Below are 16,556 nucleotides of genomic sequence, written 5' to 3' on the forward strand. Positions count from 1 at the left end.
AGTGATATTCTATCAAATTGTTTTTTAAGAGGAGAAAAATCAGTTTGATAGAATATTTACTGATTTAAATCTCAAATACATAGGTCCTTTCGACAATACTAAACAACTTTATCATATTTTATTCACATTTTCATGCTAAAATCTGAAGTTGATATGTTTGGAATTATTACTTAATAAATCTGGAGGAGAAAATCAATGAAGAAAAAATTGTTATATGCTATTTTAATAAGTGCAACTATTCTTTCGTTAACAGGGTGTCAGGGCGGTAACAGTACTGAGGTCACTACAACAACAGAGGCAGCAGGGAATTCAGAAACTGCAAAGCCATCGAATGAAAAAACTACAGAGGGTTCTGCTAAGGTGGACAAGAATAGTGTATCTGAAGTTGGCGGCTGGAAAGTTACATATGAAGAATCAATGTTTAATAAAAAGCTTGAAAATGTATCTACACAATTAGGGTATACAAGTGTTGAATCCAGTGAATATCATAAAGAGGCTTCAGAAGGTATGAAGTTTTGCCTGCTAAAAGTAATATTTGAAAAAGTGGATAGTAAGGAAGAAATTGATTTTACAAAGTTAAAGGTAAAAGATGAAAATGGAAAAGAATATAGCCGAATGGATGATGCGTTTCTCAGCGATTTAGGAATGAAACGTCTTCAGGGTACAAAATTAAATTTTGGAACGAACGAAGGTTGGATTTGTTATGAAGTTGATGAATCTGCAAATAAATTTACATTAGAGTATCCTTTTGAAGGAGAAACATTAAGCATACCAGTTGAATAATATTGAAGGGAGACATAATGGGTAGGAAAAAAAAGTATATTGTTGTTGGAAGTATAGTAGCCGTTATTCTGATATTATTAGCTGGTTCAGCAATTTTTTATTTAACTCAGCCTAATTTTCGTTTTATTAATACAAGATTGAGTAAAAAGGATAAAGGTCCACAATATGTAAAAGTAAAAGTGGATGGAAGTGAAGAAAAAACGATAAAGAGTAATGTAGATTCTGGTAAAAATATATCTGTATCAGAGGGGATAAAGCAAACGCAGTCATTGGAAGAACAAACGATTCAAATAGACGAGATGATTCAGGCAGAATTAGAAAAAGGTGAATATAGCTTTGAGGAACCGCTGGTTATACAAAATCCTTATCAAAATTCTCCTCTTACAGCTGTTGCTGTTTTTACCACAGAAGAAGAGAGTCAGATTAAGGTGACTGTGAAGGGTAAGACGCAAGAGAATGATATTGCAGATACGATAGAAGCAACAAAACAGCATATTATACCAATTATAGGATTGTATGCGAATATGGAGAACAATGTTTTACTGGAAGAATTGGATAAAGATGGGAAGGCGGTTCGCTCTACCACTTTGAAGATACAAACAGATTCATTGCCAGATGCTTTTATAGATGCCGTGAAAATGGAAAAGAAGACTACAGAATCGTCTATCAAGCTGATGGTTGTAACCGGAGGCGCAATTCCTCACTTATATGGATTTGATTCCAGTGGAGACATTAGGTGGGCATTAATGTATTCCACGGGAGCTAATTTTGGAGGATATCCATTAACAAATGGACATTTTCTTATTGAATCCGAAAACACAATGATGGCAAATGCCGGTGAACCCAGATCTACGCAATATCACGAGGTTGACTACTTAGGAAGGGTATATCAGGATTACTTCTTTACTTCAGGGGCCCATCATGAAATAAAGGAAAAAGAACCAGGAGGTAATCTTCTTGTATTATCCGATTCAGGAAAGGGTTATTTAAAAGATCTTTTACAAGAATATGATCGTGAGACAGGCGAGGTTGTTAAGGAGTTAAACTTACGACCGCTATTTAAGAAATCAGGGTATGTTAATAAAGCAGACTGGGCACATACAAATACTCTCTCTTATGATAAAGAAACGGATTCCATTATCGTTAATCCAAGAAACCTGCATTCGGCGGTTAAGATTAACTGGAGCACTGATGAAATTGAATGGATTTTAGGTGATCCGGAATTTTGGGAAGGTACGGGATTAGAAGACAAGGTACTGCAGCCGGAGGGCGATATTCAATGGCATTATCAGCCACATACAGTGTATCAGTTAGAGGAAGATATTGACAATGATCCGAATACGATACATGTAATGTTGTTTGATAATCATAATGATAAAAACAGAAAAGTGGAAGGATTCGAAAAGACAGGTTATTCATATGTGAAATTATATACGATTGACCCGGAAAAAATGACAGTAAAACAAGACCATATTTACCAATGCGATTATTCTCCAGTTACTTCAAATTACCTTTTAGATTATGATAACAAAAGAGTGTTTGCTGCATCTGCATATTCAGGGAGTAAAAAGACAGGACTTTATGGAACCGTTACGGAATATGATTTTGACAGTGAAGAAGTTTTAAATCAATATAAAATTAATCATAATTATTATCGTGCTTATAATATAGATTTGGATTTTAGCAGTTGTTTGCAGAATATTAATGTGAATGACACGTATTTAAAAGGACAGATGCGTTATCCGGTTAAAGTGGATACGAAGGTAGAAAAACCCAAGAGAAATTTAAAGTCTGATTCAAAAGCTCAGATTAGTATGTCGATGTTAAAAGATCTATTGCTTTTTACAGCTAAAAATCATAGCTACACACAGGTAATTTTCTCAGGACAAAATAACACATATATATATGACATATCTGATATAAAAGTGAGGTTTGAATATTCCTTTGTATATGCAATACCAATTCCATTAACTGAATTTGTAGCTGATACATACAATATATACATTATGTGCCAGGATGAGTATTTTAACTTAAACCAGTCGATAACCATTTCTTAGCAATGAGGAGAAAAATATGAAAAAGCGGGCATTATTTATAGGCTTAATAATTGGAACAATGTGTTTGGCATCGGCATGCAGCAATACAGGTAAACAGACACAAGAGTCGCAAACAGCTATGGCAACAGAAAATTCTGAATCAAATGTGGAAACGGAAACTGCTGCAAATAATGATGAAACAATAGTTGATTCAGAAACAACGATTGATTCGGAACAGCAAGAATCAAAACGTGTAATAATGAATGATACTTTGGCAGAGCAAGCTAAAGTAGATGAGCAGTTAATGGCAGAAGTGTCCAGCGGCTACACTATCGATGAACCATTTATAGTTGTAAATCCGTATGGTAATTCACCATTAACAGCGGTAGCTATTTTTAATACGGATGAGTCCACAGGAGTAAAGTTATTAGTTAAAGGGGAGAAAACAGAAGACAATATTGAAGCATCATTTGGTAAGGAAACTACACATATAATTCCAATCTATGGCTTATATTCCGGAAAAGAAAATGAAGTTACATTTACACTTGATGATGGGACAACTAAAACAGTTCAGGTAACAACAGAAGCCTTGGAGACTACTATTGGAAATCAGGCAGAAATAAAAACGATTGATAATAATGAATATGATTTTTCCAAGCTTACTTTTGCTTCGGGTGGAGCAGCAAATGAGATCGCAGCATATGATAGTGCAGGAGCTATTAGGTGGTATTGTAAGACGTCTGGACTTCCATTTAAACAACTATCTAATGGGCATTTTTTAGCACAAACGGATACCTTAATACATCCACTTTACTATATGTCAGGTATAATTGAATTTGATTTAACAGGTAAAATATATAATGAGTATAGTATTCCGGGCGGATCTCATCATGCTGCTTTCGAGATGCCAAATGGAAACTTGCTGATTGGAAGCTGTACTACAGATTTTTCAAATGTTGAAGATAGAATTGTTGAAATTGATAGAACAACAGGCGAAGTTGTCTGGGAATTGAATCTGGAAGAACTTTTAGATGTGACTGATGGAAGCTCTCTTAATCAAACGGAGAAAGACTGGTTTCATAATAATGCTGTTTGGTATGATGAAAAAACTGACACAATCTTAATTTCTGGAAGGCATGTTGATGCAGTAATTGGTGTTAATAAAGAAAATAAGACACTTAGCTGGGTGATGGGAAACCCAGAGGGATGGACAACTGTCGATGAAAAATATTTCTTCAAGCCGATAGGTGATAATTTCGAATGGCAGTATGCACAGCATAATATTACGATGCTTCCAAATGGAGACGTCATGGTGTTTGATAACGGAGATTCTCGGACTAAAAAAACACAACCAGATAATGCTGTAGCAGGGGATCAGGTTTACTCCAGAGCAGTTGTTTATCACTTAGATTATGACAATATGACAATTGAGCAGGTTTGGGAATATGGCAAAGAAAGAGGTCCGGAATGGTATTCTTCATTTATTAGTGGTGCTGATTATATTGGAGATAATAACTATTGGATAACTTCAGGTGGAAATATGTTTGATGCGAATAAGAATACATATGACGTATCACCATATGATCAACTATCACCAGATGTAAAAAAACAGGCTTATATTGATCAGGTTAAAGATAATAAGTTAGTATTTGAAATGGTTGTTCCAAGCCTTGTTTACCGTAGCATACGAGCAGATATGTATGCTGAAGAAAGTTCTTACTTAGACTTAACGGTCAAAGGTCAATGGTTGGGTGATCTGGGTGTAACAGAAACAGTAGATCAGAAGGTAGATTGTGGAAACGCTGCTGCTGGAGAAGAATCTTGGGTATTAGATCAGAAGCCTTTTGGACTCATGTTTAGCGGTACATTGCCGAGTAATAGTGAAGATGTAAAACCTGGTTACATAATATTAGAAGATGAAGAAGGCAATCAGAATGTATATACGTTGGGAATCATTCCTATGCAACAGAAAGATGATTCAAAAATATTGAATATGTCTGCAACAATCTCCAGCAAAGATCTTGCAGGAAAAATGTATCATATTTATATTGAAGCGGATGGGACAGTATATGATACGGGATATGAAATAAAATTCTGATTTAGTAATTTTATAAGGTGTGGAAATAGTTTAGTATAGCATAAAAACTGCCGTATTCATCATGATACGGCAGTTTTTATCATTTTTCCCAAAACTTCATCCCTTCTTCATAAGGTATCGTAAATTCAATAATACCATTGGAATAGGGTGCAATATCATATTGCTGGAAATAGATTACAATTCCTTCCGGTGTTAAATAAAAGTTATCCGGGGAAAAGGATACAGAGACATTTTGCTCAGGATTTTTAAAATAATCCGGATGGGAAACAGAACTTTCCAATTGCTTGCTTATCATTTCATTGATCTTGTTACGAATATAGCTTTTATAGTCGCTGCCGGGTTCAAAGAAATCCTTGAGGCGGATCATGTGGCCATTATTTAAGTTCCAGGTGTTTGAATAGCGGAGAGTAGAACCATGAGCTCCGCCGGTAAATAAATAGTGGTCAAAATACAGACTTAGAATACAGCTTTCATTGAAAGTTACTTTATACCGGATATCTACCTCGTCCGGGAGAAAAGGATATCCGTGTGTCTTAGTATACTGCAGCTGCATAGAAGCATCATGAAACAGGTTGGTCCGGCATTCATTTTCGTAGACTTTAGCTCTTGTTACATAAAATTTATTAACTTTTTCCAAAGCGTCTTCGTCACAGCCGTCTTTGAGCTGCGGGTAATTAATCGTATAAGAAAGAACAGGGGTATTTTCGAAATACAGGGTATCTTCCAGTAAAAAATCTTCCACAGTAACCATTTTTCCAACTCATTCGTTTTTTCTATTATATGAAGAAAAAAAGCATTTGATAAAAATTCAGGTGACTTTGAGTGGAAAATCCGGATACATAAGAATAAAACATCTTGATTTATAGAGGAAAAGTAAGACGTGCGGCAGATTTTACAAAGATTTTACACTACATTTTCACGGATTCATGTAAAATAAAAACAGGCAGGAAAATATATGTAAGCTTGTGACACCATGGAATATTGTAGTTTTTCTACAAGAATGGTGATTTCATTTTCCAGGAAGAAGGAATCAGTATGCGTTTAGAAGAAACAATTAGTTTTCGTATCGAAGAAGTTTATGCATCTTTGCGGACATCAGAAAAGCGGACAGCGGATTATGTGTTAGGGTCTTTAGCACAGGTTGGGAAAATGTCACTTACGGATTTGTCAAAAAAGGCAGGGGTAAGCCAGCCTACGATTCTGCGTTTTGTAAAGGCTTTGGGATTTAAGGGATTCCGGGAATTTAAATATGCTGTTGTGGAAGAGATGGCACAGGATGTGAAAACACAGCCGGATGGGATCTCTGCGATGTACGGATACCGGCTGAATGCTTCTGATTCTGTAGATAAGGTGCCCGCCAAAACAATTGCTACCACAATCAAGGTGATGGAAAATACACTGAAATGCATATCTGCCACTAAGTACAGCCAGGTGGTAGAACTCATAGCCAATGCCGATTTAATTGATGTCTATGGTGTGGAAAATTCAGGCACTACGGTCAGTGACCTGTATACGAAGCTGCTCTATCTGGGGCTGAAATGCCGTAGCTTTAATGACTATTACCTGCAGAGAATCTGTGCCAGCAACTTAACAGAAAAAGACGTGGCAATCGGTATCTCTTATTCGGGCTGTTCTAAGGATACGGTAGATGTAATGCGGATAGCCAAAAAAAGCGGGGCAAAAACCATCGTAATTACAAATTTTGAAAATGCACTGATCAGCAAATATGCGGATATTACCCTGTGCACCACTCATGAACAGCTGCTTTATGGTGATGCTATCTTTTCCAGGGCATCCCAGCTTGCCCTGGTGGATATGATTTACCTGGGGATTATTTTAAGTGATTACGATAAATATGCCAGGCGTTTAGATAAGAGCGGACGCATTATAAGAGACAAAGCATATGATGCATAAGTGCGATAATAGCAGACAGCAAAATACTTTCTAAAAGGAATCGAAGAAGGAACTGTAATTTTTGTAGAAAAACTACAAAGATACAGTTCCTTTTTTGTGCCTATTTTACAATAACTTTACAAAGAATTGAACTGGATTTTATTGTTATTTGGAGAGGGCATTGCTATAATGGCGGTGTTCAAAGGAAAACAGTGTTGAAAAGTAAAGGAGTATTGTGATGTTAAAATTAGATCAGGTGAATAAGTCCTATGATGGAGTCAGTATTTTAAATGATATTAGTTTAGAAATAGAGGATGGTCAGATTGTTTCGATCCTGGGACCTTCCGGATGCGGAAAAACGACGCTTTTGAATTTGATTCTGGGAATTACCGATGTAGATAATGGAAGAATTATTTTTAATGATGTAGATATTACTTATGTACCTATGGAAGAGCGTGGATTCAATATTGTATTTCAGGATTATGCCTTGTTCCCAAACCTGAATGTATATAAGAACATTACATACGGATTAAAGAATAAACCGCTGATCGCTTCTAAAAATGAAGTAGAAGAATTAATTGATCTGCTGGGGCTGAGGGAACATCTGTCAAAGAAGATTGACCAGCTCTCAGGAGGTCAGAAGCAGCGGGTAGCGCTGGCAAGGACTATGGTAATGAAACCTAAGATCCTTTTGCTGGATGAGCCGCTGAGTGCCTTAGACGGGGTTATTAAAGAGTCGATCAAGGAGCGGATCAAAACTATTGCAAAAGAATATCATCTCACAACAATTATTGTAACACATGATCCCGAAGAAGCGCTGACATTGTCTGACCGGGTATTGATCGTAAATGAGGGCGGCATTTCCCAGTATGGGAAACCGGAAGATATTATACAGAAGCCGGAAAATGATTTTGTGAAGAACTTCATATTAAACCAATTAGAAATTAAGAGAAACAATATTTTTACTTTATTCCAAATGCCGGGAAAAACCAATTTCGTTTCACAGGCGGTATAGGGTTATGAAGAAAAATAAAGAGGTCAAAGTTGTATTTATTTTGCTGGCACTGCTCTTTCTCATATTTCTGGCAGTGCCGGTAGTACAGCTTTTATTAAAGTCTATTGTGGGCGGTTCTGGCATCAGCCTGGAATACTATAAATCAGTATTTACCGGCAGAGGGTTTGGGAAAGCGGTAGGAAACAGCTTTTTGATAGCGGGAGTCAGTGCATTTGTAACGACTCTGCTGGCATTTTTTATGGCATATACGATTCATTATACTAACATTGCACAGTTTTATAAAAAAATCATAAGAGCCATTGCAGTTCTTCCCATGCTGCTGCCTACAATTACATATGGATTTGCAATTATCTATTCATTTGGAAAACAGGGGCTTCTCACAAAATTATTTGGAACACAGCTGTTTGAAATATATGGATTTAATGGACTGCTGCTAGGTTATGTGATTTATACCCTTCCCATTTCCTTCATGCTGATTGACAACACCATGCGGTTTATTGATAAAAAATATATGATCGTATCCAGGATCATGGGAGACAATGGATTTTCAACTTTTTGGATTACGGTTGTGAGGCCCCTTCTGGGAACTTTGGCGGCATCTTTTATCCAGTCGTTTTTCCTCTGTTTTACGGATTTCGGTATCCCGGCATCGGTAGGAGGGGAATTCGATGTAATTGCAAGTGTGCTGTATAATCAGATGCTTGGAAGCATTCCGGATTTCAACAAAGGGGCAGTCGTGGCAGTCGTAATGCTGGTACCTTCCATTGTAAGCATCCTGGTACTGCATTATCTGGAAAAATATAATGTCCGGTACAATAAAATATCGGCAATTGAAATTAAGAAAAACAAAAAACGGGATACATCATGTGCGATTATCAGCGGAATATTTATGCTCTGTATCGTATCCATATTCCTGGTGATCTTCATTGTTCCATTTGTGGAAGAATGGCCATACAATATTCGTTTTACGCTGAAAAACATTCAGAATGTTCTGTCAGATCCCAATCTGTCCAATGTATATACGAATTCATTATTTGTAGCTGTGATTACAGCAGTCTGCGGAACGCTGACCGCCTACGGAGCTGCACTGGTTACAGCCAGAAGTACCATTAACAGCAAGTTAAAAAGCGTAATCGAGAGCATTGCTCTTATTACAAATACCATTCCCGGGATGGTTTTAGGTCTTGCATTCCTGTTTGCATTTTCAGGAAGCAGCCTGCAGAACACATTTTTTATCATTATTATCTGCAACATCGTTCATTTCTTCTCTACACCCTATTTAATGATGAAAAATTCTCTGACAAAAATGAATGCATCCTGGGAAACAACGGCGAAACTGATGGGTGATAATTGGATTAAAACAGTCATTCGGATTGTAACGCCCAATGCAGTTTCCACAATACTGGAAGTCTTCAGTTACTATTTTATTAATGCTATGGTGACAATCAGTGCTGTAATCTTCATTGCAGGAGCCAGAACGATGGTTATCACCACCAAAATCAAAGAATTACAGCACTATGCAAAATTTAATGAGATATTTGTGTTATCGCTGTTAATTTTATTTACCAATATCCTTGGGAAAATTATATTCCAATGGCTGGCTAATCGCAAACAGAGAAATTCAAAAGGAGAGTAATATTATGAAAAGATGGAAAAGAGCAACAGCAGCGCTTATGGCAGGAGTGATTCTGGCATCGGGAACTTTAATGGCAGGCTGCGGTAAAAAAAATGATCAGGTAATTATTTATTCCAATGCGGATGACGAGGCTATGACAGCCATGAAAAATGCGCTGGACAATAATGGATTTAAGGACAAATACATACTGCAGTCATTTGGAACATCCGAACTTGGCGGGAAGCTCCTGGCAGAAGGGACGAATATAGAGGCTGATTTAGTAACGATGAGTTCCTTCTATATTGATAGTGCGCAGCAGCAAAACAGCATGTTCAAAGATTTGACATTTGACCATAAAACCTTAACGGAGTACCCATCCTATTATACACCGATTACCGCTCAGGAAGGCGCAATTATTGTAAATACCGAACTTATGAAAGAAAAGAACCTTCCCATGCCAAAATCATTAAAAGACCTTGCGGATCCACAGTACAAAGATATGGTTTCCGTAACGGATATCATGTCATCCTCTACAGCATGGCTTCTGATTCAGGCACTTGTATCGGCTTATGGGGAAGATGGAGCAAAAGATGTACTGACTAAGATTTATGAAAATGCAGGACCGCATATTGAGGACTCCGGCTCAGGACCAATCAAAAAAGTGCGTGCAGGTGAAGTTGCTATTGGATTCGGATTAAGGCATCAGGCAGCGGCAGATAAGAAGAGTGGTCTGCCCATCGACTTCGTAGATCCTGAAGAAGGTAATTTTTCACTCACCGAATCAGCTGCAGTAATTGATAAGGGTGATAAAACAAATGAAATGGCAATGGAGATGGCAGACTGTATTATCAATAAGGGCAGAGCAGAATTAATCAAGACTTATCCAATTCCAATTTATGAAGGTGAAACAGCTGACAGCGAAAATATGTCTGCAAATCCAAAAATATTTGAAGAAGCTTTGACGGTGGATGTTTTAAAGAGACATCAGGAATTATCAGAAGGCAGTAAAGCAAAATAATACAAAAAGTATAAAAACAGATGAATTCAATTAATCAAAATAATCAAATAAAAATAATCAAATTAAGGAGATATACACAAATGAATAACTATAAATTATTAACCCCTGGACCATTAACTACGACAGATACTGTTAAAAAGGAGATGATGTTTGATCATTGTACATGGGATGACGATTACAAACAGATTACGATGAAGATCAGAAAACAGCTTCTTGAGCTGGCACATGTTGCCGAAGAAGACTACACGGTAGTTCTGATGCAGGGAAGCGGAACCTTTGGGGTTGAATCTGTCATTACCAGTGTAATCGGTGATGGAGAAAAGCTATTAATTGCATCGAATGGAGCATATGGGGAACGTATGGGAGATATTGCAAAGCATGGGAAAATTCCTTATACTTTATACCAGCAGGATTATGACAAGGTTCCGGATGCCGAAAAAATAGCGGAACTTTTGGATGCAGATCCTCAGATCACCCATGTGTCTATGGTACACAGCGAAACTACTTCCGGGATCTTAAACGATATTCAGGCTGTTGCAAAGGTTGTAAAAGAAAGAGGACGCACCTTTATCGTAGATGCAATGAGCAGCTTTGGCGGTGTAGAAATTCCAGTTGGGGAATGGGGAATTGATTTCATCGTGAGCAGTGCCAATAAATGCATCCAGGGAGTTCCGGGATTCTCCTTTATCATAGCTAATAAAGAGAAACTGATGGAAAGCAAAGGGAAAGCAAGAAGCCTGTCATTAGATTTATATGACCAGTGGGAAACCATGAACAAGGATGGAAAATGGAGATTTACATCCCCCACCCATGTAGTTCTGGCATTTTCAAAAGCATTAGACGAACTTCAAACAGAAGGCGGTATAGAAGCCAGAAGCAAACGCTATTATGACAATAACAGGCTATTAATAGAGAAGTTAGAAAAAATGGGAGTTCGTCCATATATCGGAGGTGTTCTGCAGGGACCGATTATTACAACCTTTTTCTATCCGGATAACCATCACTTTTCCTTCGATGAAATGTACCGTTACATCAAGGAGAGAGGTTATGCAATCTATCCTGGAAAAGTTACAGAGGCTGACACCTTCCGTATCGGCAATATCGGTGAGATCTATAGAGAAGATATTGAAAAGTTATGTGAAATCATGGAAGCGTTTTTTCGCCAGCATTAGAACCTGTTTTAAAGTTACTTTCTGAAAGTTTCTAAAACGGTACGCCCCATTTAGTAGAAAATTCAAATGTATATATTTCGTCATACGTAATGAGAAAACGTGAAAAGATAAGGAGACAGAACATGAATAATATAGAAGCAATTATTTTAGATTGGGCAGGAACCGCCGTAGACTACGGATGTTTTGCGCCGGTACAGGCATTTGTCGAAGTGTTTAAACACTTTGGAATCGAGCCCACTATGGAAGAAGTCAGAAAACCCATGGGTATGCTGAAAAGAGATCATATCCGTACCATGCTTGCAATGCCCCGCATACAGAAATTATGGGTTGAAAAATATCAGGGTCCATCGCAGGAAAGCGATGTGGAAAAGCTCTATGAGTTATTCGAAAGCAAATTACTGAGTATACTGGACGAATTTGCACAGCCAAAGCCTTATGTGCTGGAAACAGTTGAACAGTTGAGAGAAAAAGGCATAAAAATCGGGTCAACAACCGGTTATACAGATATTATGATGGATATCGTAACGCAGAAGGCAAAAGAAGCCGGATATGAGCCGGATGCATGGTTTAGTCCGGATGCTGTGGGCAGCATGGGACGCCCATATCCTTTCATGATTTTCAAGAACATGGAGACCCTTAAAATATCTTCCGTACAAAGCGTCATAAAGGTGGGAGATACCGTATCTGATATAAAAGAAGGAAAAAATGCCGGTGTATATACCGTTGGCATACTGGAAGGCAGTTCCGAGATGGCACTTACCCAGGAGGAATATGAGGCTCTTTCCAAAGAAGAAAAACAGGCAGAACTGGACAGAGTGAGTAAAATCTATAAAGAAGCCGGTGCAGACTGTGTGATTAAGGATATCCGTGGGATCTTAGAATTAATATAATTAATGAGGTACAGATTGAGAAAGACCTTGAATCGATAGATACGTATTAGTGCGTGTTGGATTCAAGGTTTTTTTTTGTAAAATAAGAATAATAAACAATTTTATTATACATAAAATATAATAAGATATTTGATAAAAAATAATTGAAACTTAATAATTAATATGATACTATATATAATCAAATAGGATCTCTATAAAAACAATTCTTTTCGATCTAATATAAAAAAATTCCCAAAACAAATATAAAATTGAAGAAAGGTAAATAAAGAAAACGATGATAAATGGAGAAAATACATTTTCAGATTCTAATTCTGAAAAAATCCGGGGAGAAAACAATACATATCATATTTATGATAAGATATTTAAAAGAATATTAACCTTGTCCAAGAAAGCAGTCATTCATTTGATTAATGGTTTATTTCAACAGAGTTATCCTCAAGACAGTGAAGTAGAATATAATTGGACGGAACATGTGGACAAAGACTTAAGAAAAACGATCGCAGATACAATTATTACTATTAATCATACAGACAGTTATCATCTGGAAGCCCAAATGTATCAGGATGAACAATCGAAAGTATCATAGAGAATGAAAAGTTGGGTAATATAACCAAAGATGATGCAAGACGATTAAAACGTCTTACACTGCAGTTATACCATCATATCTACGACCGATATGAAGAACTGGAGGAAAGGGGTGTGTCAGAGATGGTAGAAGAGGCACTGGTATTAGATATTGATATTATTGAATATGAGAATAATAAAAAAATGGAAGAATTAAAAGAAAAGCTGGAAAAAGAGAAAAAGGATGAAATAGACAAAATTACCGAACAAAAAAACAAGGATTTAAAAGCCATGCGAATGTTGCTGGAACAAAAACCAAGAGAATATATTCTGAAAGAGACGGGTCTGTCTGATGAACAGCTAGAGGCATTAATCCAGGGGAAATAATATTCATAGATCTGCAACAGTGGGAAAGAACCTGAAAATACCGAAAAAGCTCTTGACATCTACAGTAAAAAATGTTATGTTGATTTTAGTTATACGACTGACGGAAGTGGAATTAACCACATGAAGTATAATGATAATGAGCCGACCGTCTGGGCAGAGAGCCCGGGTAGTAGGCTCTTTTTTATCAAATATTAACCATAGAGCAATTTATAAGCACGCTCTAGCATGAAAAGGAGTGTAACAGTGATGAAAGAATTCGAATTAAAGTACGGTTGTAACCCAAATCAGAAACCAGCTAAGATTTTTATGAAAGAGGGAGAACTCCCGATCAAGATTTTAAACGGCAGACCAGGGTACATAAATCTTATGGATGCTTTTAACAGCTGGCAGTTAGTAAAGGAATTAAAAGCTGCAACAGGAATGGTAGCAGCAGCTTCTTTCAAGCATGTCAGCCCGGCAGGAGCAGCCGTTGCAGAACCCCTTGATGAAACGATGAAAAAAATCTATTTTGTGGAAGGCTGTCCGTTAACAGAAGCTTCTACTGCATATATCCGTGCAAGAGGCGCAGACAGAATGTCTTCTTATGGAGATTTTGCAGCACTGTCAGATGAATGTGATGAAGCAACCGCATTATATATTAAACGAGAAGTATCCGATGGTATTATTGCACCTTCTTACTCTGAAAAAGCTTTAGAAATCCTGAAAGCGAAAAAGGGCGGAAATTATGTAGTTATCCAGATGGATCCTAACTACGTACCGGCTGTACAGGAAACAAAAGATATTTTTGGAATCACATTTGAGCAGGGAAGAAATAATATTGCGTTGAATGAAGAAATGCTTCAGAACATTCCGACTCAGGTAAAAGATATGCCGGCAGCAGCAAAAAGAGATTTATTGATATCACTGATTACTTTAAAATATACACAGTCCAATTCTGTTTGCTATGTAAAAGACGGACAGGCAATTGGCGTAGGTGCCGGACAGCAGTCCAGAGTACACTGTACCAGACTAGCAGGCAATAAAGCAGATGTATGGTATTTAAGACAGCACGCAAAAGTACTGAACCTTCCATTTAAAGAAGGTGTAAGAAGAGCTGACAGAGACAACGCTATTGATGTTTATGTATCAGACGATTACGATGATGTATTGCGTGATGGCATGTGGGAAGCAGTATTTTCTGTGAAACCGGAACCTTTGACAAAAGAAGAAAAAGTGGAATGGCTGAAGACAATGGACAATGTAGCACTGGGGTCTGATGCATTTTTCCCATTTGGTGATAATATTGAGAGAGCACATAAGAGCGGTGTTAAGTTTGTAGCGCAGGCCGGTGGTTCTGTAAGAGATGACAATGTAATTGACACCTGTGATAAATATGGCATTGCGATGGCAATGACAGGTATTCGTTTCTTCCATCACTAAGATAATAAATTTACCGTTGCTTTGGCAGATTAGTACATGCCGGAGCAGCGGTTTTTTTGCGTTTTATGTTGATTTATAAAAAAGTATTGCGATTTTTTCGTTATTCCATTAATATAATCTATATACGTTAAGCGTTGAAGTATGTATGGATACATGAGGGAGCAAGTCAAAATCGTTGTTGAAAAGGAGGCAAAAGTATGAAGAAGAAATTGTGGAAACGGGGATGTGTTGTACTGGGAGGAGGAATTCTGGCTTTTAGTATGGCAGGATGCGGCAAGGTAACTTCAGAGACGCTTTTAAAATCCATGTCAGAGAATATGTCTAAAGAAGAAAATTATAAGCTGGATATGATAATGGATTTGCAGGCGGGCGGCAGTGTTCAGGGAATCACCCTGGATATTAAAATGAATATGGATATGGGCATGAAAGTAAATACCAATCCCCAGGTGATTTATGGTGAAGGGGCTATAACGTTAGATATGCTGGGGATGAATCAGGAAATGAATATGCAAATGTATACTGCCAAAGATGGGGATAATACCGTTTCCTACTCGAAATTAGATGAAGGTGAATGGCAGAAAGAAATCAGTGGAGATATTGATGAAATGATCAAATCTTATGATTTCGGAGAAGTTCAGAAATTAGCGGGAGATCTGGAACTGGAAGAGAAAACACAAGACGTTGACGGAGTAGAATGTTATGCATTAAAAGGAACCTTAGACGGAGAAGCATTAGAAACGATGATTAAAGCAGCTCTTAGTATCATGGATGATTCCACGAAGTTAATGGGAGAAGCTGATTGGACGAAAATGGAACTTCCGGTTGAAATCTATATTTCCAAAAAAGAGAAAAAACCGGTTAAAATGAGTCTGGATATGAAATCCATGATGCTTGAGTCTATGAAAGGGTCGGATACCGGCGAAGTGGATGTAGAATTTAAATGTGATAAATGTACGTTTGATTTAAAGTTTGGATCTTTTGGAGAAGTTGAAAAAATAACAGTACCGGATGAAGTAATAAATTCAGCAGTTGAAAAAGAAGCGGATCCGGATACGGAAAAAGAAACGGATCTTGTTGCATAAGAGGATCAGAAAAATATAATACAACAAATAAAATGGACCAGGAGAAAAAGAATTGAAATCTTTCCCGGTCCATTTTGTTTTGCACAAAATGATTTGTGAACGGATGGATTTGTATGTAAATTATGCTGCGATATAAGGCTCCATGATCCGTTCTGCTAAAAAAGGATTGTTTGTATTAATAGCGAGCTTGAGAGACCGGTTGATATCCAGGCTGAATACCCCCAACAAAGATTTTGCATCAACCGTTGCCCGTCCGCAGATTAAGTCTGCATCACAGTCCAGTTGGTTGCATTTTTTTACAAATTCGTAGATGTCTTCAAAAGATTTCAGTTTAATGGTGTAGTTAACCATAGCGCCCTTCCTTTCTAAAATGTGAGTGTTTTTGTGTCTGTCAGCTGTGTTCTTTTCATTATCTTACTAAGATTCTGTCAACACAGCATGATACCTCCGTAAAGTATATGTAAAATATTTATGAAATATACCACTTTTAAGAAAAATTATGAAAAAAATAAAAATAAATTCATCTAGAGAAGAATTCTGGAAAATAATTGTAGAAAAAGTATCGTGTTGGTTTACTTTGCCAC

Annotated in this window: 15 protein-coding genes and 1 riboswitch; of the genes, 13 read left to right on the top strand and 2 right to left on the bottom strand. The window is 37.3% G+C overall.

Features of this window, described 5'->3' with window-relative positions; genetic code table 11:
- Positions 1-195 precede the first annotated feature (195 nt).
- From CD03_RS0110795 to CD03_RS33195, 3 genes are read left to right on the top strand one after another with little or no spacing between them, the layout of a single operon-like run.
- Entirely contained in the window at positions 196-783 is a 588-nt protein-coding gene (locus CD03_RS0110795; RefSeq protein ID WP_027293638.1) for a DUF4352 domain-containing protein, read from the top strand.
- Between the two features lie 17 nt (positions 784-800).
- Complete coding sequence (locus CD03_RS0110800; protein WP_027293639.1) at positions 801-2,840, top strand: aryl-sulfate sulfotransferase; 2,040 nt, start codon at positions 801-803, stop codon at positions 2,838-2,840.
- A 16-nt stretch (positions 2,841-2,856) separates the two neighbouring features.
- Positions 2,857-4,917 (top strand): aryl-sulfate sulfotransferase, encoded by a 2,061-nt coding sequence (locus tag CD03_RS33195; protein ID WP_052377759.1) that lies wholly within the window; start codon positions 2,857-2,859, stop codon positions 4,915-4,917.
- 79 nt (positions 4,918-4,996) lie between these two features.
- On the opposite strand, the gene CD03_RS0110810 is transcribed toward CD03_RS33195, so the two are convergent.
- A complete protein-coding gene (locus tag CD03_RS0110810; RefSeq protein ID WP_027293640.1) occupies positions 4,997-5,668 on the bottom strand; it encodes a DUF3298 and DUF4163 domain-containing protein in 672 nt (223 codons plus the stop codon).
- A 284-nt stretch (positions 5,669-5,952) separates the two neighbouring features.
- Here CD03_RS0110810 and CD03_RS0110815 point away from each other — a divergent pair, with 284 nt between their 5' ends.
- From CD03_RS0110815 to CD03_RS0110860, 10 genes are all read left to right on the top strand, one after another.
- On the top strand, positions 5,953-6,831 hold the full coding sequence (locus tag CD03_RS0110815) for a MurR/RpiR family transcriptional regulator (protein WP_027293641.1): 879 nt from the start codon (positions 5,953-5,955) through the stop codon (positions 6,829-6,831).
- Between the two features lie 217 nt (positions 6,832-7,048).
- Positions 7,049-7,825 (top strand): ABC transporter ATP-binding protein, encoded by a 777-nt coding sequence (locus tag CD03_RS0110820; RefSeq protein ID WP_027293642.1) that lies wholly within the window; start codon positions 7,049-7,051, stop codon positions 7,823-7,825.
- Between the two features lie 4 nt (positions 7,826-7,829).
- Positions 7,830-9,461, top strand: coding sequence for an ABC transporter permease subunit (locus tag CD03_RS39935; protein WP_044289300.1), 1,632 nt, complete (start codon positions 7,830-7,832; stop codon positions 9,459-9,461).
- 4 nt (positions 9,462-9,465) lie between these two features.
- Positions 9,466-10,458: an extracellular solute-binding protein gene (locus CD03_RS39940; RefSeq protein ID WP_027293643.1), complete on the top strand. Its 993-nt coding sequence runs from the start codon at positions 9,466-9,468 to the stop codon at positions 10,456-10,458.
- A gap of 80 nt (positions 10,459-10,538) precedes the next feature.
- Positions 10,539-11,630: a 2-aminoethylphosphonate--pyruvate transaminase gene (locus tag CD03_RS0110835; RefSeq protein WP_027293644.1), complete on the top strand. Its 1,092-nt coding sequence runs from the start codon at positions 10,539-10,541 to the stop codon at positions 11,628-11,630.
- A gap of 122 nt (positions 11,631-11,752) precedes the next feature.
- Positions 11,753-12,520, top strand: a complete 768-nt coding sequence (gene phnX / locus CD03_RS0110840) for a phosphonoacetaldehyde hydrolase (RefSeq protein WP_027293645.1) — start codon at positions 11,753-11,755, stop codon at positions 12,518-12,520.
- Positions 12,521-12,794: 274 nt separating this feature from the next.
- Positions 12,795-13,106, top strand: a complete 312-nt coding sequence (locus CD03_RS38550; RefSeq protein ID WP_027293646.1) for a hypothetical protein — start codon at positions 12,795-12,797, stop codon at positions 13,104-13,106.
- Between the two features lie 11 nt (positions 13,107-13,117).
- Entirely contained in the window at positions 13,118-13,471 is a 354-nt protein-coding gene (locus CD03_RS38555; protein ID WP_027293647.1) for a hypothetical protein, read from the top strand.
- 83 nt (positions 13,472-13,554) lie between these two features.
- A riboswitch (ZMP/ZTP riboswitch) is annotated at positions 13,555-13,633 on the top strand.
- An 84-nt stretch (positions 13,634-13,717) separates the two neighbouring features.
- Entirely contained in the window at positions 13,718-14,890 is a 1,173-nt protein-coding gene (locus CD03_RS0110855; protein WP_197041657.1) for a phosphoribosylaminoimidazolecarboxamide formyltransferase, read from the top strand.
- Between the two features lie 197 nt (positions 14,891-15,087).
- Complete coding sequence (locus tag CD03_RS0110860) at positions 15,088-15,972, top strand: DUF6612 family protein (protein WP_027293649.1); 885 nt, start codon at positions 15,088-15,090, stop codon at positions 15,970-15,972.
- Positions 15,973-16,092: 120 nt separating this feature from the next.
- Here CD03_RS0110860 and CD03_RS0110865 read toward each other — a convergent pair whose 3' ends face one another.
- Positions 16,093-16,323, bottom strand: coding sequence for an HPr family phosphocarrier protein (locus tag CD03_RS0110865; protein WP_027293650.1), 231 nt, complete (start codon positions 16,321-16,323; stop codon positions 16,093-16,095).
- Positions 16,324-16,556: the final 233 nt, after the last annotated feature.

Source organism: Robinsoniella sp. KNHs210 (assembly GCF_000686105.1).
Taxonomy (GTDB): Bacteria; Bacillota; Clostridia; order Lachnospirales; family Lachnospiraceae; genus Robinsoniella; species Robinsoniella peoriensis.